The organism is Falsochrobactrum ovis (assembly GCF_003259955.1).
Classification (GTDB): Bacteria; Pseudomonadota; Alphaproteobacteria; order Rhizobiales; family Rhizobiaceae; genus Brucella; species Brucella ovis_A.
Genome location: NZ_QLMK01000012.1, coordinates 18095 through 40790, shown reverse-complemented (window position 1 = coordinate 40790; position 22696 = coordinate 18095). Strand labels below are relative to the sequence as shown.

Genomic DNA, 22696 nt, shown 5'->3' with positions numbered 1-22696 from the left:
CGCGGCCGCTTTTACCATTCGTCAAGCCAAGCTGGCGCAAAAGGCGGCCTCTGTCTGGCTGATCATCCAGCCATCAACAATAAGGTAATCGTCTTGATCAAAATCGGCACGACATTGCATCTGAAGGTACGCAAGACGCTCCTTCGGGCACGTCGTTTCCATTGCCGCCGCGCTGTACGGTTTCGCAGCAAGCGACGCAGTCACATATTCAGGGACTGCATATTCCGGACGTTCGCGTAATACCGCCAAGCCGACTTTGCGCAATATTTCTGTGTCAACACCGTCGACACCCTCGAACTGGGCAAAGAAATCGGGGACATTGCGATGGACGAAACGACAACCGATAAGGCCCGCTCCATACGCAACGGCTCCGACACCCAGCACACCGCCGATCCCGAGCAAAGCGCGGCGAGTATATTTGGACATTGAGAATCTCCTCAGGTCAGTTGCATTAGAGCTTCGTCAGCCAGATGATCGGCCAGCCTTATCGCAAGGGCTGTCAGAGTTAGTGTCGGGTTAGCGGTTCCGCCAGTGGTAAACACGGAACTGCCTGCAATAAACAGATTATCGACCGAGTGCACACGGCAATTTGCGTCAACTACGCCCTGTCGGGGATCATCGTGCATGCGCGTCGTGCCAATGTGATGATATCCGGTAAAGACTTGATCTAGATCCGGCGGGTCATCGATACCAAGCTGCAACCGCCCAAGCCCCGCACTACCAAAAGCCTTGCCGATGAGTTCATGAGTCCGCCGGAGGCTCAGCATATCGGAGTCGGAAACTCGCCAATCCAACGTTATGCGTCGCAGGCCAAGCGCATCAATTTCATCGTTAAGCGTAACACGGCTATCTGGATCGGGTGCCTGTTCTGCATCCTGTCTAAACGCAATCGAAGAAATACGGCCCGATCCGAAAACCTTCCTTAGGAGGTGACGAGAAACGCCAGTAATGACCGAGCCTGGAGCCTCAGCGACCGTGCACAATCTTTCCGCCACACGTTCGGGCGCTTGCCCGCGAGCGAAAGACTTCGTCAATGTCGAGAAGGCAAGCCAGGCATGGTCGCGAAAGTCGTCATTATGCGCCTGATTTTCCCAGGTAATATCCATAAAGGCCGCATTATTGAGCAGCTTTTCGCTTCGTTTCACATGATCAGGCAGTTTGAGACCAATGCGCAGCTGTGCGGTTTCTGTCGCCTGCTCGTAAAAGCTCATATCCGTTTGATCGTCCGCTAGCGCCAGACGACTCGCCGTAACATTCAAATGGTCCATGAAATACCGGCCCACCAAATCCCGCTCATTGCCCAATCCGGTTGCACGCTGGCGGTTAGCGTTAAGCAGAATGCGCGGGTTTTCGATGCCACCACAAGCTAGTACATAGGCCTTGGCCGTTATCGTCGCCTTGTTGCCCTCAAGCGTGGAGACGGTGATCGCTTCAATCCTTGAGGTGCCTGTTGATTGCCGCTGAGAAGTGACCCGGTTTGGGGTGATATTTCCATTTAGAATTGACCCATGTTTGAACCTTCCCTCGTTTGTTTTTCAGCGAGGGCTATGGAGTGATCGACATGGCATTATTGAGCGTTATCCGACGGTGGCATTACCGGGACGAACTATCGATCCGCGAGATTGCCCGACGAACAGGCCTATCGCGGAACACCATCCGCAAGTATCTGCGTCTCAATGGCGCTGAGCCAAAATTTCAGGTTCCGGACAGGCCAAGCAAACTCGACCCATTTTCTGACCGACTTACCACGTGGTTAAAGTCGGAAGATCGCAAACCTCGTAAACAGAAGCGCACGGTGAAGCAGATACACGCCGACCTTGTCGCTCTGGGCTATGAGGGATCATACAGTCGCGTTGCCACCTTTGCCCGCGAGTGGAAGGCCGATCTTCATATGCACAACCAGACATCAGGCCGGGGCACGTTTGTCCCTTTGAGCTTTGATGCTGGAGAAGCATTTCAATTTGACTGGTCGGAAGACTGGGCAATTATCGGCAATGAGCGGACAAAGCTTCAAGTCGCCCATACCAAGCTTAGTTATTCCAGGGCCTTTATCGTTCGCGCCTATCTCACACAGTCCCATGAGATGTTGTTTGACGCTCACAACCATGCATTCCGAGTGCTTGGTGGTGTTCCACGACGCGGCATTTATGACAATATGCGTACAGCCATCGATAAGGTCGGGCGAGGCAAAGAGCGTGACGTCAATATCCGCTTTCAAGCGATGGCCAGCCACTATCTGTTTGAACCAGACTTCTGCAACCCAGCATCGGGCTGGGAGAAGGGACAGATTGAGAAGAATGTTCAGGATTCTCGGCATCGGTTCTTTCAACCCGTTCCACGATTTGCTTCGCTGGATGAACTGAACGACTGGTTGGAAGAGCGTTGCAAGTTTTTCTGGGCAACCACAACGCATGGTAAAATGCGCGGCAGCATAGCCGATCTTTGGGCTGAAGAAGTCCAGACCCTTATGCCCGTTTCCCGATCTTTTGATGGCTTTGTCGAATATACCAAGCGCGTATCACCGACCTGCCTCGTTCACTTTGATCGTACGCGTTATAGTGTTCCAGCATCCTTTGCCAATCGCCCTGTAAGCCTGCGTGTCTATCCTGATCGTGTCGTGGTCGCTGCCGAAGGGCAGATTATTTGCGAGCATTCACGCATCTTCAATCGCTCTCACGAAGCACCAGGTCACACCGTCTATGACTGGCGGCACTATTTGTCGGTCATTCAGCGAAAGCCCGGCGCATTGCGCAATGGCGCTCCCTTCACGGAGCTTCCTGAAGCGTTTCGCACACTCCAGCTTCATCTGTTGAAGAAGCCGGGTGGCGATAGGGAAATGGTCGATATCCTTTCCCTCGTCTTACAGCATGATGAACAGGCCGTACTTATGGCAGTCGATATGGCGTTGAAGTCGGGAGTGCCGACAAAAACCCATATTCTCAATTTGCTTCATCGTTTGGTCGACGGCAAATCTCTCATTCCACCCCCGATTAACGCGCCGCAGGCACTGACCCTTAACAATGAACCCAAGGCCAATGTCGAACGCTACGACACCTTGAGAAAGACGGAGGCTCGTCATGCGTCATAATCCAGCGAGTGGTGCTATCGTTATCATGCTGCGGCAATTAAAGATGCATGGCATGGCACAAGCAGTTGGTGAACTCACCGAACAAGGATCACCAGCTTTCGAGGCAGCTATTCCAGTTCTGTCACAGCTGCTTAAGGCGGAAACAGCAGAGCGTGAAGTCAGATCAGTTGCCTATCAGCTCAAAACTGCACGCTTTCCAGCCTACCGTGATCTGAACGGCTTTGACTTCGCAAGCAGTGAGATAAATGAGGCATTGGTCCAGCAGCTGCATCGCTGTGACTTTCTCAATGATGCAAACAACATCGTTCTGGTTGGTGGACCCGGCACGGGTAAAACTCATATCGCCACCGCTATTGGTGTCCAGGCGATTGAACACCACCACAAACGCGTCCGGTTCTTCTCAACAGTTGAACTTGTGAATGCACTTGAGCAGGAAAAAGCCCAGGGCAAATCCGGACAGATCGCCAACCGGCTCATTTATTCCGATCTCGTCATTCTTGATGAGCTCGGATATCTACCATTCAGTGCATCCGGTGGCGCGCTTTTATTCCACCTGCTCAGCAAACTTTACGAGCGCACGAGTGTCATAATCACCACCAACCTCAGCTTCAGTGAATGGGCAAGCGTGTTTGGCGACGCCAAAATGACGACTGCATTGCTCGACAGGCTCACCCATCACTGCCACATCCTAGAAACCGGAAATGACAGCTTCAGGTTCAAAAACAGTTCCGCTCAGGAACCAAAACGAGCGAAGGAATACACGAAACTTGACCGTGAATAAAAACCCGAACATTAATTAAAAGGCGGGTCAATTCTCGGTGGAAAAACCGGGTCACTTCTCAGCGGCAATCAACATCAATGGCAACAAAAACACGCTGTTGAGGACGCTGATAGCCACTAAGGGAGGGAAATCGGCGGGAATTGGCGTTCCCGGTTTTATACCAAGGTGGCGGAGGGAGCCAACCTGACAGCAAACTCTCTCGGCGGAACGCTACGCAAATGCCGGTGGCCGGAGCGAAAAGAGGCGAAAGCGTAGATTTCGAGGGTTTTTGAGAACGGCGGCGTAAAAATAACCCCGATCCACTTCTTTTACAACAAAAATCTTAAATATTCGCTGGCCAAGCCGCGCAAGAAGGGTCAATAAGAGCATACAAGTAAGTGGGGTAGCAATGTTTTCATTGTTTTGGATCTAGGGGAATATCTTGGACAGAATTTATCGTCATAAATTGTGGATGCTGACTAGTGTTTGTGGGCTCGTTTTATTGCCCACAGTGCCGGCATTTTCTCAAATGGCTAACAACGGGCAAGTTACCGTAGTGGGTGATAATCAAGCTGGTCTCTCTTGGACGGCTTCACCCGGTGCAGAGCTGGTGAACACCGAAAATGGTATTATCGATGTTTATGGCGACAAAAGCACAGGCATAAGAGTATTTGGGCCGGGTGTTGAGGGGGCCGAGGTTTCTGTTGAGAACCACGGAACTATCGAAACCTTCTTGGGAGAGGCAGGCAGTTCTCACAAACACGGCATCATTGTTGGCGGTGATCCCAATGCCGGAGATGGTGGAATCGGTGTCTCTACCGACGTAACTATCATTCACTCAGGCAACATAACAACACACAGTGAGTCCTCTCGGGGCATATATGTGCTGCGGGCACAGGGTAATTTTATTGAGCCTGGACCGTTGGGTACGGTCTATATTGATGCTTCTCAGGGCACGATCAGCACACTTTCTACAGGAGGCGGGGATAACACATCTGACGGCATTTATGTTGGTGCCGGTAATGCAGATGTTGCCGTAATTGCCGGAGATATCGATGTACATGGATCGGGAACGGGCGTCGCGGTGACAACGGACCTTTCGTCCGAGGTCTCAACAGTCGAAGGGACAGCTATCCGCACCTTTGCGGGAAGTGCCCATGGAATTCAGAACTTTTCCAGCGGCGATTCCACAGTAAGCGTTATGGGGGATATTTTCACGTCTGGCACAGGGGCTGCTGGTGTGAACGCGTCTGCAGGATGGTTTTTCGAACCTGATGGCAAATCATCGGTAACAGTTGGTGAAAATTCACGCATTGAAGTGAGCGGAGCATCTTCTGTAGGCGTACAAAGCGCTTCATTCGGAGTGGGGGAAATCGATGTCTCCGGAGAGATTGTTGCAAGCGGAAATGATGGAATTGGGATAGATGTAGGAGGTTCGACCTACAGTGTCACGATTGCGAATACCGGCCTTGTCAACGGTGGCTGGGGCGAGAGCGGTGTTGCGATCAACGCATTTGGAACTGGCGGTGAAATCACCAATAACGGTGGACTGACATCGCTCTCTGATCGGCTTGTGACAAGCATTCCACCGTCGGATTTCGGCGATCCTGATGCGCAATTTGGCAACATGACGCTGAATAATACGGGAGAGATGACCGGTTACGTCACATTGGGTGCGTTGGGCGGTAACCAGTTCTTCAATGATAATCTGTTCGTCATCCGAAATTTCTCCGACACTGACGGCGACGGAAATCGGGATCTCCGTGGCGTTGCAATTAACGACATGGGCGGGAGCGATTCCCACTTCGTCAATGGTAGCAATGGTATGATTACGCTTGGAGTCTCAGATGCTGAGGACTTCGATGCAACTAGTTATTATGTGGCTGCAACAGGCATCGACAACAGTCCTTTATCGCCAAATATCTACGATTTCAGTCGCCCGGGCCTTTTGCAGGGCCAGTTCATAAATACGGAAAGCTTCTTGAACAGAGGGCTTATCGATTTGACGGGTGCAGAAATCGGCAACACGTTGGTGATTACCTCTTCTGATGATGCGTCAACCATCGGAACCGGTACTTTTATCGCCGATGGGGGCGTGCTGCGACTCGGCGCGATTCTGAACGATGGCGATGGTGGTGAAGGCTCAATAGCTGACATGCTGATTGCTGATCGCGTCGAACTAGGCTCCGCTGCAACTACCATTGAAGTTGCCATCCGGGATCAGGCCAGCGAGGCCCTAACCGTTGCCAATGGAATTCAGCTAGTTCAGGTTCGTGATAAGGATTACTCCGCAGAAGACGCATTCATCCTTGGTGGAGAAAATTCCTATGAGCACAATGGGGCTCAGGCGATAGGTGATGGAGCTTATGCATATAAACTTTATCACAATGGTTTAGGAACTGATGCCGCTGATGGAAATTGGTATCTTCGTTCTCAGCTCCAAGATGATGATCCTACAGACCCCTTATATACTGGAGGTGTTCCTGTTTATGAGGCCTATCCCCAACTTTTACTGGGTTTGAATGGACTACCAACATTGCAGCAGCGCGTTGGTAATCGCTACTGGAATAACGCTGGCAATAAAGTGCTCATTCAGGGCGCTGATGCCATTGTACCTTTTGCTCCAGCAGAAGAGGCTGGTGTTCTAATCGAAGAAAATGCCATATGGGGTCGGATTGAAGGTTCGCATACAAAAATTACGTCCAAAACATCAACCTCAGCTACTGATTATGACTACAACACCTTCAAACTTCAGGCAGGCATTGATGGCCTATTGCATGAAAATGATGATGGTAAGCTGATTGGCGGTGTGACTGTTCATTATGCGCACGGCAAAGCCGATATCTATTCAGTTCACGGTAATGGCGACATCAAAACCGATGGCTACGGTTTTGGCGGAACACTCACCTGGTACGGTGAGAACGGTTTCTATGTCGATAATCAGGCCCAAGTGACCTGGTATGACAGCGATCTGTACTCCAGCACAGTCCAGTCATCACTGGTAAATGGCAACAGTGGTTTCGGATACGCGCTATCGATTGAGACCGGTAAGCGCATTACCATGGATGACCATTGGTCGCTGACGCCACAGGCACAGCTCGTATACTCTAATGTTCGATTTGATAGCTTCACCGATCAATTCAACGGGCATGTCTCTAGAGAGAAAGCGGCAAGCCTACAGGGACGCCTGGGCATTAGCGCTGACTATCAAAACTCATGGCTTAATGACCAAGGGATGATGAACCGCAGTTATGCATATGGTATCGCCAACCTCTATAACGAATTCCTTGATGGAACGAAGGTTGACGTTAGCGGTGTAACCCTTGCGAATGAACGCGAGCGTCTGTGGGCCGGGATCGGTATCGGTGGCTCATATAACTGGGATGATGACAAGTATTCCATCTACGGTGAAGGCTCTATCAATACCAGTATTAAGAACTTTGGCGACAGCTATAGCTATAAGGGCACTCTAGGCATTCGCGTTAAATGGTAGGCTGACCGACCGATTAGTATAATCGCGAAAAAGGCCGCCAGAAAAACTTGGCGGCCTTTTTCCTTGGAGGGCTGATATTAGTCGCGAATCAGGCGTATTGCGGAACTGCCAGACGCTGCTCAAAGTAGCATTGAATCTATTCGCGCATTCTCGATTGAATACGATTCAAACCTACGATACGCTGCTTGGCAGACTAGAAACTGGGTGATCCCAGTTTCCGCTTGGTCATATTTTGGGGGCATTTTGGGGGCCGGAACAGCCAATCTTCGTTGGAGTGTTGAGCGACGACTCGAATTCATCGAGTTCCGACTGTTTTGGGACGGGCGCGTCAACCGTAGCGACCTGACGTCTGCGTTCGGTGTTTCGGTGAATCAAGCGTCCACCGACCTGAACCGCTACATCGGGATGGCTCCGGACAACATGGTCTACGACAAGAGCGCCCGGACCTACATCCGAGGCAGCAAGTTCGCCCCCCTATTTTTAAAGCCGGACGCCAGCCGTTACCTTTCTCAGCTGCGTTCCGTCGCCGATGGCATCCTCGACCGCGCGGACGCCTGGATTGGCCAGTTCCCTGCCTACGGCGCCGCACCGACCCCTGTGCGGGGAGTCAATGCAAAGACCCTGCGGTCAGTGGTCGCCGCAATTCGCCGATCAGAAGCCATCGAGGTCAAATACCAGTCGCTGTCCCGGCCGGAGCCGCGCTGGCGCTGGATTGCGCCACCCGCGATCGGGTTCGACGGTTTCCGCTGGCACACACGGGCCTTCTGTCTCACCGATCAGAGCTTCAAGGATTTCCTGCTCTCGCGGATCATCGAGACCCGCGGCACCAAGCCGAGCGAGATCAGCACTGAAGGAGATGCCGACTGGAACGAGCATGTCACTTTGGAGATCGGACCGCATCCTGAACTGTCTGAAACGCAGCAAAAGGTCGTCGCGCTCGATTACGGAATGCGCAGCGGAAGGGCCACGATCCCGGTTCGCAAGGCGCTTCTCTACTACGCGCTGAAACGGCTGGGGCTGGATACCGACCCCACGGCGCGGACGCCGATGGATCAGCAAATCATCCTTCTGAACCGAGAGGTTATCGATGAAGCTAATCGATAACACCTCTCATCTTCTCGGGGATGATCTGAAGGATGCCATCGGCCGCGGCACACGTCTGCGCATCGCTGCGTCATGCTTCTCGATCTACGCATTCGAAGCTCTGAAGTCTGAGCTCTCGAAGATCGACAGCCTGCAGTTCATCTTCACCGCGCCCACATTTGTGCCGACCGAGGTTGCCGACCGCCTCCGGAAGGAACGTCGGGAGTTTTTTATTCCCAAGGCGCGACGGGAAAGCGGTCTCTACGGCACAGAGTTCGAGATCCAGCTGCGCAACAAGCTCACTCAACGCGCCGTCGCTCGCGAATGCGCTGATTGGATCCGCAAGAAGGCCAGGTTTCGTTCCAACACGACAAAGGCCCCGATGCAGCAATTTATGCATCTGGCTGGCTCCGAAGGCGAAGTGGCCTATATGCCAATCAGCGGCTTCACGGCCGTAGATCTTGGCTACCAAAAGGGCGATGCGGTTTCCAACTTCGTGACCCGCTTCGATGTTCCTGAGCACGCCAAGATGTATCTTCACCTATTTGATCAGATCTGGTCGGACCCGGAAAAAGTGAATGACGTCACTGCGGCCATCTGCGAGCACATCGAGTCCGTTTATCAGGAGAATTCGCCCGAACGCATCTATTTCATGATGCTGTACAGCATCTTCCAGGACTTCCTGGAGGACGTTGACGAGGACGTGCTGCCGAACGACCTCACCGGGTACCGCGACAGCGTGGTTTGGAACAAGCTTTTCAACTATCAGAAGGACGCGGCGACCGGCATCATCAACAAGCTCGAAACATACAACGGGTGCATCCTCGCGGACAGCGTGGGACTCGGTAAGACTTTCACCGCGCTTGCCGTCATCAAATACTACGAACTGCGCAACCGCTCCGTTCTCGTGCTCTGCCCCAAGAAGCTTGCGGACAACTGGCGGAACTACAATACGAACCTGACCACCAATATCTTCGCAAAGGATAGGTTCAACTACGATGTCCTTTGCCACACGGACCTGTCCCGGACATCGGGCGAGTCCTTTGGCATCCCGCTGAACCGGGTCAACTGGGGCAATTACGACCTCGTCGTGATCGACGAATCCCACAATTTCCGCAACAACGATGTCTACAAGGACCGCGAGACGCGCTACCAGAAGCTGATGAACAAGGTCATCCGCGCCGGCGTGAAGACCAAGGTTCTGATGCTCTCGGCGACACCGGTCAATAACAGGTTCACTGACCTTCGTAATCAGCTTGCGCTTGCATATGAGGGGCAGTCCGAGGCGCTCAGCAAAAATCTGAAGGCCCAGACCAGCGTCGAAGAGATCTTTCGCCGGGCCCAGAAGGCCTTCAATGAATGGTCGTCCCTGCCGCCAGAAGAGAGGACCGCTGCGTCGATCCTGAAGGCGCTCGACTTCGACTTTTTCGAGCTTCTCGACGCCGTGACCATTGCCCGGTCACGAAAGCATATCGAGACCTTCTACGACACGAAGGACATCGGGAAGTTCCCCCAAAGGCGCAAGCCGCTCTCTTATCACCGCCCGATCACCGAGCGTTCGGACGTGGTGGGGTTCAACGACATCTTCACGCAGCTCTCGGTGCTGAAGCTCGCGGTCTACGCCCCGATCAGTTACATCCTGCCCAGCCGTCTGCGGAAGTACGAGGAGATCTACGACACGCAGGTCGAGGGCGGACGCGGCAAGCTCAGACAGGCCGATCGAGAGCGCAGCCTTCAGGCGCTGATGACGACCAACCTGCTGAAACGCCTGGAGAGCTCGGTCGCCGCGTTCCGGCTCACCCTGCGGTCTCTCGGCGCCAACATCTCGCGCACGCTCGACGCGATAGACCAGTTCGAGAAAACCGGACGAAGCGAGAGCGTCAGCGACTACCTTGCCGAAATGAGCGACTTCGACCCGGAGGACGATGACCTCTCCGGCCTCGACGAGTTCACGGTCGGAAAGAAGGTCCAGATCAGCCTCGCCGACATGGATCTGCCATCATGGAAGCACGACCTGGCTGCGGACCTGGTCCTGATCGAAGACCTGATCGCTTCAATGGAAAAGGTCAAACCGGCGGACGACGCCAAGCTCCAGCGCCGACCCGCGTAATCCCGTTGTCGGCACGAGGTTGGTGCGTGAATGGGATGGCGTCGAACACACGGTGACCGTGCTGCGCAATGGCTTCGAGTGGCAGGGGCGACGTTTCAAATCGCTATCGGCGACTGCGCGCGCGATCACCGGCAGCAACTGGAATGGCTATCGCTTCTTTGGTCTTGGCGATGCGCGCAGGAGTGAACGATGAATATTAAACAGCCCCAGCGCCGTTTGCGCTGCGCGATCTACACGCGCAAATCCAGCGAGGAAGGCCTCGACATGGAGTTCAACTCACTCGACGCTCAGCGCGAGGCCTGCGAGGCCTATATCGCCAGCCAACGCTCGGAAGGATTTGCTGCCATTCGTGAACGCTATGACGATGGCGGTCACTCCGGCGGCACGCTGGAGCGCCCTGCATTACAGCGGCTGCTGGCTGATGTCGAAGTCGGACTGATCGACGTCATCGTCGTCTACAAGATTGACCGGCTGTCGCGATCGCTGATGGACTTTTCCAAGTTGGTCGAGGTTTTTGAACGCAATCAGGTGACGTTCGTATCGGTCACCCAGTCTTTCAACACCACGACGTCGATGGGACGTCTGACGCTCAACATCCTGTTGTCCTTTGCCCAGTTCGAACGCGAGGTGATCGGTGAGCGTATTCGCGACAAATTTGCAGCCTCGCGCAAGAAGGGCATGTGGATGGGTGGCTACGTCCCGCTTGGCTATGATGTCCGCGACCGGAAACTGGTGATCAATGAAGAAGAGGCCAAAACGGTCAGGATGATCTTCGAGCGCTTTGTGGCCACCGGTTCGGCCACCAGGCTGGCGAAGGCGCTGGCGGCCGAGGGTGTCGTCAACAAGCGTGGCAAGCTGATCGACAAGGGCTTTCTCTACAAGCTGATCAACAATCGCGTCTATATCGGCGAGGCCGCTCACAAGGGGACCAACTATCCCGGCGAGCATGAGGCGATCATTGGTCGTGAGCTATGGGACGCGGTCCAATCTGTGCTGAAAACCAGTCCTCGGCTGCGTGCTGCCGCATCAAGAGATCAGACACCGGCGATGCTGAGGGGGCTGATCTTTACCGACACTGGCGCTGCCATGACGCCGACTGCCACCAAGAAGGGCAGCAAGCTCTATCGTTACTACACCTCAATGGACCTTATTCGAAACCGACCCACCGATGCGGAAGGACCGCAGCGGCTTCCTGCCGCCATGGTCGAAGATGCGGTCGTCGGCGAAATCCGTCGCATGATCGCCACGCCTGAAATCAGAGCGCGAGCAATTGCCGCTTTGAAATCGGACATGCCGGACATAGACGACAAGGCAGTGATTGCCGCGCTTGATGATTTCGACACGCTCTGGGCCTCGCTGTTTCCTGCCGAGCAGGCGCGCATTGCCCAGTTGCTGGTGGCCCGCGTCACCGTGGGTGCATCTGGTCTTGCCATCGACCTGCGCCATGACGGCATCAAATCACTGGCGAGACAAATGATGGCACCGCAGCTGGAAAAGGATGCGGCATGACGGAAAACACCATCCGCGTGGTCATCCCGCTCACCCTCCGTAGGAAGAACGGTCGCCCGAAGATTCTGCCGCCGGCTGACCATGGACCCGCCGAGGCGCGGGCGCAGGACGCGCATGTGCTGCGCGCCATCGCCCGCGCCTGGAACTGGCGACGCAGGCTGGAGCGCGACGAGGCCTCGACCATTGCCGACATCGCCACCGCCGAAAAGGTCACTGACCGCTTTGTCAGCCGGATGATGCGGCTGGCGTATCTAGCGCCGGAGGTGCTGGAGAAACTACTCATCCACCGCATCCCGCCGGCGTTATCACTCAACGATCTGATCGCCGTGGCCGAAATGCCATGGGCGGAGCAGATGGAGGCGGTGTTCAGCACAGCATTAGGCTCTACGTTGTAAGGCAGGTTTCGACTCCGTTTTGGTCGTTCAAGATACCGAAGGCCGGTCGCGAAAACCGACATTGTAAATTGCCCCCGCGATCACGCTGGGCGCTCTGTGTGTGCCGGCGTCAAAACCTGACTGCCAGATTTGCCTTGAACCCGTGATCGTAGGCATCCGATGCGATCTGGCCGGTATAGAAGAGACCGAACGTGGCTTCGGGTGTCAGATTGATGTCGAGCCCGGCTTCGATCACCGCACTGTCCTTAGCGATCGGCGCACCAGCGATGGAAAAGGCATTGCCAGCCGAGAAGGCGTGAATGCTGTCAGGCGTGGTGTCGCCAAAGGCGTGTTGCCAGCCCACCATGCCTCGCAAAGTCGCATCGATCGTACCGAGCGTCATAGCGTGCTCGCCGCGCAGGCCGAGCGTGGTGAAGGTAATGTTCGTACTACCGCTGTTGGCCGAGAGCGCAGCCGCGCCGCCCTGTTCGGTAAAACTGTCAGTGTGCAGGCTGACATGAGCGAAATTAGCGAAGGGCTCGAGGTGGGTATTGCTGTCGATCTCGATGCCGTAGCCGAGTTCTCCAAACGTCTGGAAGGTGCCGGCGCTGTAATTACCGCCCAGACTATCGGCAAGGCCGGGAATTGCCACCGCGCGATTGGTATCGATATCGTGCCAGGTGTAGGCAGCACCCGTACGGAACGCGATGTCGCCCCACTTTGTGCCGCCATAAAGACCGAGGTGGTAGTTGTCACTCGATCCAGTCGCGGCGCGGTTCTCGACATCGAAACGCGAATGGCTGTAACCGGCCAGAACGCCCACGCGCCAGTCGCCGACCAACGTATCTGTCCCGACAAGCAAACCACCGGTTGAGCGGTCGAGACTTGCGGCATTGCCGTCGCTGTTGGTGGAGCCCCACGAGCCAAAGCCGTGGCTCCAGAACACTGGCCCTCCATGATCGGCAACAACCAACCTCGGCGTATCGCCCGAACCATAGGCCAGCACCGGAGCATAGGAAGCTCCTGCCGTGGCAAAGGCTGCACGAATGCGGTCGTTGGCAGCGTTGCGGATGAACCGGCTGTCCTCAATCAGCGCCGTTTGCGTGGAAGCATGAATCTCGCCCGATAGCGCATCGAAGCTGGCGCGGATGAGATCGTTATCAACGGCAAGCTGGGCGATGGCGTCATAGACTGGGTGACCGGCGTCGAACCCAATGGTTTCGATCCCTTCGGCCGTGGCGATCTGATTGGGGGTATGTGCCGCCGACGCAAAGTCACGATCGTTACGGACAAGTTCCAGGTCGACAGTGCCTGCGCCATAGTCATAGAGCAGGTCCGGGTTGAGGAACGCGAAGTCGGAGGTGACGCCTTCGAACGCGCCCGAGAGCACGCCGTCCGCCGACAGGATCGTATAGGTCGAGCGCAGATCGTAATTGCCATCGGCCCCGATATGGGCGACGGACCCACCATGCAGAGTAGCGTCTCCGGTGACTGCGACGAGATCGCCTTCGGCTCCTTCGGGGTTTACCTCGATGGCAAAGCGTGAGCCGGCATGGAACACAAGATCGCCATCGACCGTCAGCGTTCCGAAGGAGTTGCCTGGCGAAAGTTTGCCGCCCGAGGCAACAGTCACCAAGGAACCGGCACCGGATCCGATCGTTCCGGACCCGCCAAGCGTTGCGCTATCAAGCACGTAGAACGAGCCGCCGAGTGTGCCGTTGACGGCCAGCGTCCCGGCGCGGATGGTCGTCGTTCCCGTGAATGCGGAACCGTCGCCGGTCAGCGTCCAGCTGCTTGTGCCGGTTTTCTCAAACGCCTCGAAGCCGCGATACTGCGCCGTGTCGCCGATCATCGAGACGTCGAAAATGTCGCTCCCGGCGCCACCGAGGGCTAAGATGTCGTTGGCGTCGGCTGTGGCATCGACGACGCCAGTGATGACTGATCCGGCGTGGAGCTCCAACCGGTTGTTTTCGCCGGTAAAGGTGACGGCGTTGGCGCGTTTGACGCCGTCGCCAGACAGGCCGCCGGAAATCGTACCGCTGTTGATGATGGTGATACTGCTACCGACGACCCCCGCGCCGCCGGCGCCATTGCTGTCATCGCCAATGCCGCCGTCGCCGCCAACGATACTGCCCGATATGACCAAGCTTTCGGCATTTAAAATCAGGCCCGCGCCACCATCGCCGCCATTGCGGCCAGCGCCACCAGCTCCACCGGCGAGGTTTCCTTTTATGGTCAGAGTCGTGCCCTCATAAGCTAACCCTGATCCGCCGTCGCCGCCATCGCCAGTCTGATACTTGGCATTGCCGCCTACCCCGCCCTGACCACCCATCAGGCTGTCTCCAAAAGCTACAGAACCGGCCCCGTCTCCGATTACAACCGCCCCGTAGCCACCAGCACCTCCGCCTCCACCATCACCACCGGTGTTCGCTGCACCGGTTCCTAGTGCATCTCCTCCTCTTCCTCCGTCTCCGCCTCTAAATGATCCGTCGGGAGTCACGCCACCTATAAATCCGTGAGCGCCACCACCGCCACCGCCGCCGCCGGCGAAAGTTGCGTCGGTTACATCACCCCCGGCTGCGCCATGGGCACCCGCCGCGCTTCCGCCGGCTCCGCCTGTTCCCGCGCTTCCTGGGCCAAGGCCGTAACGGCCGTCGCCGCCAGCGGCGCCCGGCCCGCCTCCTCCACCGCCTGCGGCTGACGCCTGGCCACTTTGCCCCGGCAATCCCTGATGATTGGCGTCGACATCGCCGCCGGCACCACCGTCACTCCCACCACCGTTGCCACCCCCAGCCAGCGCGGCGCCGGAAGCCAGCAACAGAGCAAGGAAAGGTGCAGTTGCTATGGTGGGAGCAAGGGCAATGTTTGACGAGAATGTGGAGCCCCGCGTGGCCTTGAACCTGATCAGCGCCGTCAATTGTCTCACCATGCCGCAATTTCTCCTAGTCACCACAGTTCGATACGCGCCAGATCACGTCATTATCTGGCCGACCTTTCACAATATCATCAATGAACAGGAAGCTCTCGTCCCCGCCATGCCGCAAAACACCGCTACCGTAGCCCAATTATCCCGCAACCGAAAGTATTGGCGCTCGCAAAACCGATATCAGATCATTTCGGTCGTGGGTCGCATTCCCACGCCAGCCGAGAATACGCCTCCATAATCCCAGAATTCGCCGTTGGCGCCGAGAAAGCAACTTAGCCGGGCAGACTTCAAATCGTCAGAACAACTGTTGTCAGCCATCAGCTTTGCACGAAACATGGTTATTTCCAGATCGTGATGTTGCATGATGGCAGTCCACATCCGCTTTACATCCTTTAGCCCGAAAAAACCGACAGGCAGAAATCTACCCCTTTTCAAATTTTATTCTATAGCGATATCGGCTCGTTGCACTGCGTTGTATTCCGCCCGAAAACGCCCACCTCGGGTGTCTCTGTTTAGGCTGACTGGTGGCAGCACCCGTTACAACTTGGGCGTAGCACTAAAACCACAACGCATTGAAACCATAATGATTTTTTAGACCGAACCAAATTGACCGAGGTTCGCATGGTTTGAGACGAAAGCCATTCAGAGACTGAAAATCGTGCTCGTGGCAGTCTCAGAGGTTCGGTCGAAACCGCTAACCCCCTTTGAAATCAAAAGGAATTTCGGCGATCAAATCGGGATGTAGGGAGTTTGCAATCTGATAGTGGCGGAGGGAGAGGATCGCAGATCCAACGTTCTCTGGCTATCGGTGTCTCACCGAAGCAGCGGCGGGCACTGCCGCCATCACTGACCAGACATTCCGGAAGTCCGCGCTACGTTTGTACGGCCAACATGCACGTGACGTTCTGGTCAAAGGATGTCGGGTCGATCTGCATCCGCGCGAGTTTAAACCCGGGCGCTCCGCCGTGACGCCGCTCGGCCAGATCGGTTGTGTGCTGATCCAGGTCGATGACCGGCCGGCTTTCGATCTGATCGTGCCGTCGACTTTCGCCCGCGCGGCTGTCGATTGGATGGAGACGGCGGCGGCCGAGTTGGTCACGGCTCATGCCGCCATACTGCTTGCGCCACCTGTAATACGTCAGCTCCGAAACGCCGATCTGGCGAACCGCATCCGCCATCGCCATGCCCTGGCCGCGCAGAACTTCAACCTGCCGAAGCTTCGTGACGATCTCATCGGGCTTGTGTCGCTTGGTTGCCATCGTGGTCCTCCTTCATGGTCAAAACCATACTTCAAGGTGGACCCGTCCATGGGGGCAGATCACATTCGCTTTCCGGGTTCACGCGCGAGATGCGGGTGCAGGTCTCGGGGTTCTTGATGAAACGGTGCCGGTTCCAGGCCAGAACACCGGCATAAAGCTCGTTGTTGAGGATGCCGGTGCCTGCATCGGGATTGCCTCTGATGGTCGCGTCGATCCACGGACGGTTGCGCGGACCCGGAACCCCCTGGAGGGTGAAGTACTCACCTGAAAAGCGTAGAACCGTGTTAGCTCGTGGTGTAGCTCCTGGCGATCAGGCGGCTAGCACCAGCTGCGCCGTTTTTGCCACTTCCTGTACGCGCGAATGGGCGGCGCTAATTGCCTTCTCGGCGGCTTCCGGGCCGAAGGCGAGGCCTTCGACATAGATCACCTCGACGTCGGTCATGCCCATGAAGCCGAGTACGGACTTCAGGTAGGGGACCGCGTGGTCCATGCTTTTCGCCGCTCCCTCGGAATAGACGCCGCCGGCGGCCAGCACGAGATAGACCTTTTTGCCCGTGGCAAGACCGACCGGGCCGCTTTCCGTGTAGCGGAAGGTCAAGCCCGCCCGGGCCACATTGTCGATCCAGCTTTTCAGCGTCGAGTAGATGCTGAAGTTGATGAGACCGGTCGCGATTACCACGGCGTCGGCGGCAAGCAGTTCGTCGACGAGCTGGTCGGAATAGGCGACGGCTGCGGCTTCCTCCGCATTGCGCGCCTCGGCCGGTTTGCGGATGGCGGTGGTGGTGACCTCGTCGAGGTGGGGGACTGGGTGGCTGCCGATGTCACGATGGACGATCGCGGCGCTTGGCAAGCGATCGGCGAGCTGGTTGGCAAGATCGATCGCAAACTTGCTGGAGAGGGATTCATTGCCGCGCGGGCTGGAGGTAACGAGCAGAATGGAGGACATGGTCTCTTCCTTTCATCAGAATCGGAGACGGGCCTAGGTGTCGCCAAAATCTAGGCTTGGAAGATCATCGAGAAAACCGATAAAATATCGAACAAAACTATCGATCAATTGGATGGATTACCATGGAAGCGCAACCCACTTTCGACCAGCTGCAGGTGTTCCTGACCGTTGTCGAGACCGGCAGTTTTTCGGCTGCGGCCCGCGCGCTGAACCGGGCTCAGTCGGTCGTCAGCTACACGATTGCCAACCTCGAAGCGCAGCTAGAGGTGCAGCTGTTCAAGCGGGCTGGCTCGCGCCATCCCCGCCTGACCGAGGCTGGAAAGGCCATGCTGACGGATGCCCGCCGCATCGCTGCCGGGCTCGAAAGCCTGCGCGCCCGTGCAAGAAGCCTTAAGGAGGGTGTCGAAGCAGAACTGTCGCTCGCCATCAGCGTCATGGTGCCGTCTGAAGCGGTCGTAGCCTCGCTGCGCGCCTTCCGCGAAAAGTTTCCGGCCGTTTCGCTAAACCTCATCGTTGGTGAGCTTGGGATGGTCCACGACCTGATTCTGAGCGGCAAGGCGGATGTGGGCTTTTCCGGCGCGCTGCTGGTCCACGACGATCGCATCACGCCGGAGAGGATCGGCCATTCCTACATGGTGCCGGTCGCTGCGCCCGATCATCCGCTGGCCCGGCTCAACCGGCGGCTTACCCGAGCCGACGTGCGCGAGGAGGTGCAGATCGTGGTGATGGATTCTTCCGGCATAACGCGGGGACGCGACTTCAACGTTCACTCCTACAAGACATGGCGCGTGAGCGACGTTGTAACCAAGCACCGCCTGATCAGCGGCGGCCTCGGCTGGGGCGGCCTGCCGGACGCGGTCGTTCGCAAGGACATCGAGGAGGGCAGGCTGGTGGAATTGCTGGTCGATGCCTATGAGGTGACCGAGTACCCGATCTATGTCCTGCGCAGGACGGCCAATCCGCCGGGGCCCGCCGCCAGCTGGCTGATCGCTTCCTTCCGCGAGCATCTGGACGTGGCCTGACCCCATGAGGTGGTCCGGTTTCAGTCTTAATGCATGATCGGCTTTACGGCCATCGCCTGGGCAGATGACGGAGCCGATCCGCGCGGCGGCGCAGGCCAGATGATGGCTTCCGGCGCCGGCGGCTTGTAACCGAGCGATCCAGGCGGGCGCCAACTTTCCACGATGATCCTGCCTCCTAGAGCGCGTAGAAGATCTTGCTGTCGGGAAGTTCATCGCGCAGGCGAGCGTTGAAGCTTTCGATGTAGCCGTTCTTCTCTAATCGATGGTGGGTGGGTCACCTTGCTTGAGCGACAGCGCTCGCGCCGAATTGCGCTGGCAGTATCCGATCCCGCTGACCAACAAACATCGGAAGCGCCTGATCTGGCACCGCACTAACCTCTTCGTCAGCCAAGGAGTAGCTTAGGACAACGGATCAGGCGCTCGCGAGCCACCCCTTGTCCTGCAAGGTCTGAAGGGCGATACTGATTTGGCGCGGCGAGAAACGCTTCTTCCGCTCGTTCCAAGCATAAACCTTGGCCATCGCATCCTCCGCGCTGACAGCGTTCTCGCGAGTCGTCACCCAGTGTACAGTTGCGAGGAGTTCCAGGCCGAACGGCGTCTCGAACCCCTCCACGAGCTCAGCCACACGATCAAAGCGAGCAGCAGTATCTTGCTTGTCCGACAAGAAGGACTCCGCATCCTTCACCGCTCCTGGGACTAGTTCGAGCTGCTTGTCGGGCGCATCACCACCATCCGCGTATCCCGACACAAGGTGTCCTTCGACCGCGCGAAGGACGTGTCGCAGGTTCTCGGCATAGGGACCATACGGCGCCTTCGCATACTTGAGGCGTAGTGGCTCACCTGCCTCCTGCATGAAATACATGAGCTTATGCACTTCAAGGAGCGTCACGAACGGGTCCATCAGCCCGCCAAGGTAGCGGTTCATCAGAACCACCAGTGCGGCTCGTCCGGGGCTCATAGTCGGAACTTCCCGCGACTTGGTCGTGACCGGCGCATTGTTGGGCTCAAAGACAATGACGTCCAAGTCCGGCAGGTCGCGCAACGCTGCTTCGATCCGGGGACGTACATCCCCCCAGTTTAGGCCACCAAGGCCGCTCCCAAGCGGCGGGATGGCGATCGATCGGATGCCTCGCTGCCGAATCTCTTCGGCAAGGGCGACAAGCCCAGAGTCGATGTCCTCCACCCGACTTTTACCGCGCCAGTGTCGCTTGGTTGGAAAGTTGATGATGTACTTGGGGTTAGTAAAGGTGCCCGTCTCGAAGACGAACATCTTCCCTGGCTGAACCTCGTCGCGCTTGCACGCGGCTTCGTATGCCTTGAAATTCGCCGGAAATGCATTCTTGAACTGGAGAGCGATGCCACGGCCCATGATGCCGACGCAGTTCACCGTGTTGACGATCGCTTCTGCGTCCGCCCCCAAGATGTCTCCTGTCGTATATCTGATCATGGTCATCCTCCCCTCAGTAATACCATTCTCTTCGAATTTCGACGCTCGGCCGGTGGCTGGCCCCGTTCATGGCAGCGTAGACCCGCTGAGCGATCCCCTGTGAGTGAACGCCGATCCTTTCGACCAGGTGCCAAGGAAACGACTGCTGAACAAGAAACTCAGCCTGTTTTGCCTCCTTGACTGTTGATTGCCGCTGAGAAGTGACCCGGTTTGGGGTGATATTTCCATTTAGAATTGACCCATGTTTGAACCTTCCCTCGTTTGTTTTTCAGCGAGGGCTATGGAGTGATCGACATGGCATTATTGAGCGTTATCCGACGGTGGCATTACCGGGACGAACTATCGATCCGCGAGATTGCCCGACGAACAGGCCTATCGCGGAACACCATCCGCAAGTATCTGCGTCTCAATGGCGCTGAGCCAAAATTTCAGGTTCCGGACAGGCCAAGCAAACTCGACCCATTTTCTGACCGACTTACCACGTGGTTAAAGTCGGAAGATCGCAAACCTCGTAAACAGAAGCGCACGGTGAAGCAGATACACGCCGACCTTGTCGCTCTGGGCTATGAGGGATCATACAGTCGCGTTGCCACCTTTGCCCGCGAGTGGAAGGCCGATCTTCATATGCACAACCAGACATCAGGCCGGGGCACGTTTGTCCCTTTGAGCTTTGATGCTGGAGAAGCATTTCAATTTGACTGGTCGGAAGACTGGGCAATTATCGGCAATGAGCGGACAAAGCTTCAAGTCGCCCATACCAAGCTTAGTTATTCCAGGGCCTTTATCGTTCGCGCCTATCTCACACAGTCCCATGAGATGTTGTTTGACGCTCACAACCATGCATTCCGAGTGCTTGGTGGTGTTCCACGACGCGGCATTTATGACAATATGCGTACAGCCATCGATAAGGTCGGGCGAGGCAAAGAGCGTGACGTCAATATCCGCTTTCAAGCGATGGCCAGCCACTATCTGTTTGAACCAGACTTCTGCAACCCAGCATCGGGCTGGGAGAAGGGACAGATTGAGAAGAATGTTCAGGATTCTCGGCATCGGTTCTTTCAACCCGTTCCACGATTTGCTTCGCTGGATGAACTGAACGACTGGTTGGAAGAGCGTTGCAAGTTTTTCTGGGCAACCACAACGCATGGTAAAATGCGCGGCAGCATAGCCGATCTTTGGGCTGAAGAAGTCCAGACCCTTATGCCCGTTTCCCGATCTTTTGATGGCTTTGTCGAATATACCAAGCGCGTATCACCGACCTGCCTCGTTCACTTTGATCGTACGCGTTATAGTGTTCCAGCATCCTTTGCCAATCGCCCTGTAAGCCTGCGTGTCTATCCTGATCGTGTCGTGGTCGCTGCCGAAGGGCAGATTATTTGCGAGCATTCACGCATCTTCAATCGCTCTCACGAAGCACCAGGTCACACCGTCTATGACTGGCGGCACTATTTGTCGGTCATTCAGCGAAAGCCCGGCGCATTGCGCAATGGCGCTCCCTTCACGGAGCTTCCTGAAGCGTTTCGCACACTCCAGCTTCATCTGTTGAAGAAGCCGGGTGGCGATAGGGAAATGGTCGATATCCTTTCCCTCGTCTTACAGCATGATGAACAGGCCGTACTTATGGCAGTCGATATGGCGTTGAAGTCGGGAGTGCCGACAAAAACCCATATTCTCAATTTGCTTCATCGTTTGGTCGACGGCAAATCTCTCATTCCACCCCCGATTAACGCGCCGCAGGCACTGACCCTTAACAATGAACCCAAGGCCAATGTCGAACGCTACGACACCTTGAGAAAGACGGAGGCTCGTCATGCGTCATAATCCAGCGAGTGGTGCTATCGTTATCATGCTGCGGCAATTAAAGATGCATGGCATGGCACAAGCAGTTGGTGAACTCACCGAACAAGGATCACCAGCTTTCGAGGCAGCTATTCCAGTTCTGTCACAGCTGCTTAAGGCGGAAACAGCAGAGCGTGAAGTCAGATCAGTTGCCTATCAGCTCAAAACTGCACGCTTTCCAGCCTACCGTGATCTGAACGGCTTTGACTTCGCAAGCAGTGAGATAAATGAGGCATTGGTCCAGCAGCTGCATCGCTGTGACTTTCTCAATGATGCAAACAACATCGTTCTGGTTGGTGGACCCGGCACGGGTAAAACTCATATCGCCACCGCTATTGGTGTCCAGGCGATTGAACACCACCACAAACGCGTCCGGTTCTTCTCAACAGTTGAACTTGTGAATGCACTTGAGCAGGAAAAAGCCCAGGGCAAATCCGGACAGATCGCCAACCGGCTCATTTATTCCGATCTCGTCATTCTTGATGAGCTCGGATATCTACCATTCAGTGCATCCGGTGGCGCGCTTTTATTCCACCTGCTCAGCAAACTTTACGAGCGCACGAGTGTCATAATCACCACCAACCTCAGCTTCAGTGAATGGGCAAGCGTGTTTGGCGACGCCAAAATGACGACTGCATTGCTCGACAGGCTCACCCATCACTGCCACATCCTAGAAACCGGAAATGACAGCTTCAGGTTCAAAAACAGTTCCGCTCAGGAACCAAAACGAGCGAAGGAATACACGAAACTTGACCGTGAATAAAAACCCGAACATTAATTAAAAGGCGGGTCAATTCTCGGTGGAAAAACCGGGTCACTTCTCAGCGGCAATCAACACCT

Annotated in this window: 20 protein-coding genes and 2 pseudogenes; 12 read left to right on the top strand and 10 right to left on the bottom strand. The window is 55.9% G+C overall.

Going from position 1 to position 22696, the window contains the following annotated elements; translation table 11 throughout:
• Nucleotides 1-21 precede the first annotated feature (21 nt).
• Together C7374_RS12475 and C7374_RS12470 are read right to left on the bottom strand one after the other, a co-directional pair.
• On the bottom strand, nt 22-426 hold the full coding sequence (locus tag C7374_RS12475; protein WP_111575958.1) for a hypothetical protein: 405 nt from the start codon (nt 424-426) through the stop codon (nt 22-24).
• A gap of 11 nt (nt 427-437) precedes the next feature.
• Nucleotides 438-1268, bottom strand: a complete 831-nt coding sequence (locus C7374_RS12470; RefSeq protein WP_111575957.1) for a GMC family oxidoreductase — start codon at nt 1266-1268, stop codon at nt 438-440.
• A 293-nt stretch (nt 1269-1561) separates the two neighbouring features.
• Between C7374_RS12470 and istA (C7374_RS12465) the strand changes: the two genes are divergently transcribed.
• The 8 genes from istA (C7374_RS12465) to C7374_RS12430 all read left to right on the top strand — a co-directional run bounded on the left by istA (C7374_RS12465) (nt 1562) and on the right by C7374_RS12430 (nt 12438).
• Complete coding sequence (gene istA / locus C7374_RS12465) at nt 1562-3088, top strand: IS21 family transposase (protein ID WP_111575946.1); 1527 nt, start codon at nt 1562-1564, stop codon at nt 3086-3088.
• On the top strand, nt 3078-3869 hold the full coding sequence (gene istB, locus C7374_RS12460) for an IS21-like element helper ATPase IstB (protein WP_111575945.1): 792 nt from the start codon (nt 3078-3080) through the stop codon (nt 3867-3869). Before istA (C7374_RS12465) ends, istB (C7374_RS12460) begins: the two co-directional genes overlap by 11 nt.
• 508 nt (nt 3870-4377) lie before the next feature.
• Nucleotides 4378-7341: an autotransporter family protein gene (locus tag C7374_RS12455; protein WP_158527837.1), complete on the top strand. Its 2964-nt coding sequence runs from the start codon at nt 4378-4380 to the stop codon at nt 7339-7341.
• Between the two features lie 243 nt (nt 7342-7584).
• Entirely contained in the window at nt 7585-8445 is an 861-nt protein-coding gene (locus C7374_RS12450) for a BrxR family helix-turn-helix transcriptional regulator (RefSeq protein ID WP_111575982.1), read from the top strand.
• Complete coding sequence (locus C7374_RS12445) at nt 8429-10534, top strand: SNF2-related protein (protein ID WP_245412659.1); 2106 nt, start codon at nt 8429-8431, stop codon at nt 10532-10534. Before C7374_RS12450 ends, C7374_RS12445 begins: the two co-directional genes overlap by 17 nt.
• Before the next feature lie 22 nt (nt 10535-10556).
• Nucleotides 10557-10727, top strand: coding sequence for a DUF2924 domain-containing protein (locus C7374_RS12440; protein ID WP_342634725.1), 171 nt, complete (start codon nt 10557-10559; stop codon nt 10725-10727).
• A complete protein-coding gene (locus C7374_RS12435) occupies nt 10724-12043 on the top strand; it encodes a recombinase family protein (RefSeq protein WP_111575955.1) in 1320 nt (439 codons plus the stop codon). The genes C7374_RS12440 and C7374_RS12435 overlap by 4 nt, the downstream gene beginning before the upstream one ends.
• Nucleotides 12040-12438 (top strand): hypothetical protein, encoded by a 399-nt coding sequence (locus tag C7374_RS12430; RefSeq protein WP_111575954.1) that lies wholly within the window; start codon nt 12040-12042, stop codon nt 12436-12438. The genes C7374_RS12435 and C7374_RS12430 overlap by 4 nt, the downstream gene beginning before the upstream one ends.
• A 109-nt stretch (nt 12439-12547) precedes the next feature.
• Here the strand turns inward: C7374_RS12430 and C7374_RS12425 are convergent, their stop codons facing one another.
• On the bottom strand, nt 12548-14749 hold the full coding sequence (locus tag C7374_RS12425; protein WP_111575953.1) for an autotransporter family protein: 2202 nt from the start codon (nt 14747-14749) through the stop codon (nt 12548-12550).
• A gap of 230 nt (nt 14750-14979) precedes the next feature.
• Entirely contained in the window at nt 14980-15186 is a 207-nt protein-coding gene (locus tag C7374_RS16390) for a hypothetical protein (protein WP_146612735.1), read from the bottom strand.
• Between the two features lie 92 nt (nt 15187-15278).
• Here C7374_RS16390 and C7374_RS12410 point away from each other — a divergent pair, with 92 nt between their 5' ends.
• Complete coding sequence (locus C7374_RS12410) at nt 15279-15581, top strand: hypothetical protein (RefSeq protein WP_111575951.1); 303 nt, start codon at nt 15279-15281, stop codon at nt 15579-15581.
• Between the two features lie 850 nt (nt 15582-16431).
• Here the strand turns inward: C7374_RS12410 and C7374_RS12405 are convergent.
• The 3 genes and pseudogenes from C7374_RS12405 to C7374_RS12395 form a co-directional block, all read right to left on the bottom strand.
• Nucleotides 16432-16602, bottom strand: a pseudogene (locus tag C7374_RS12405) (transposase); the annotation flags it as partial.
• A 31-nt stretch (nt 16603-16633) separates the two neighbouring features.
• Nucleotides 16634-16804, bottom strand: coding sequence for a hypothetical protein (locus C7374_RS12400; protein ID WP_342634724.1), 171 nt, complete (start codon nt 16802-16804; stop codon nt 16634-16636).
• Nucleotides 16805-16912: 108 nt separating this feature from the next.
• Nucleotides 16913-17548 (bottom strand): FMN-dependent NADH-azoreductase, encoded by a 636-nt coding sequence (locus C7374_RS12395; protein ID WP_111575949.1) that lies wholly within the window; start codon nt 17546-17548, stop codon nt 16913-16915.
• Between the two features lie 122 nt (nt 17549-17670).
• Here C7374_RS12395 and C7374_RS12390 point away from each other — a divergent pair, with 122 nt between their 5' ends.
• On the top strand, nt 17671-18570 hold the full coding sequence (locus C7374_RS12390) for a LysR family transcriptional regulator (protein WP_111575948.1): 900 nt from the start codon (nt 17671-17673) through the stop codon (nt 18568-18570).
• 26 nt (nt 18571-18596) lie between these two features.
• On the opposite strand, the pseudogene C7374_RS16385 reads toward C7374_RS12390, so the two are convergent.
• From C7374_RS16385 to C7374_RS12380, 3 genes and pseudogenes are all read right to left on the bottom strand, one after another.
• A pseudogene (locus C7374_RS16385) lies at nt 18597-18823 on the bottom strand (integrase core domain-containing protein); the annotation flags it as partial.
• A 159-nt stretch (nt 18824-18982) separates the two neighbouring features.
• Nucleotides 18983-20017 (bottom strand): type II toxin-antitoxin system antitoxin DNA ADP-ribosyl glycohydrolase DarG, encoded by a 1035-nt coding sequence (darG, locus tag C7374_RS12385; RefSeq protein ID WP_111575947.1) that lies wholly within the window; start codon nt 20015-20017, stop codon nt 18983-18985.
• Nucleotides 20018-20030: 13 nt separating this feature from the next.
• Nucleotides 20031-20237, bottom strand: a complete 207-nt coding sequence (locus C7374_RS12380) for a DarT ssDNA thymidine ADP-ribosyltransferase family protein (RefSeq protein WP_245412663.1) — start codon at nt 20235-20237, stop codon at nt 20031-20033.
• A gap of 74 nt (nt 20238-20311) precedes the next feature.
• Between C7374_RS12380 and istA (C7374_RS12375) the strand changes: the two genes are divergently transcribed.
• Together istA (C7374_RS12375) and istB (C7374_RS12370) are read left to right on the top strand one after the other, a co-directional pair.
• Nucleotides 20312-21838 carry an IS21 family transposase gene (gene istA, locus C7374_RS12375; protein WP_111575946.1) on the top strand — a complete coding sequence of 509 codons (1527 nt, stop codon included), beginning with the start codon at nt 20312-20314 and terminating at the stop codon, nt 21836-21838.
• Complete coding sequence (gene istB, locus C7374_RS12370) at nt 21828-22619, top strand: IS21-like element helper ATPase IstB (protein WP_111575945.1); 792 nt, start codon at nt 21828-21830, stop codon at nt 22617-22619. Before istA (C7374_RS12375) ends, istB (C7374_RS12370) begins: the two co-directional genes overlap by 11 nt.
• Nucleotides 22620-22696 lie beyond the last annotated feature (77 nt).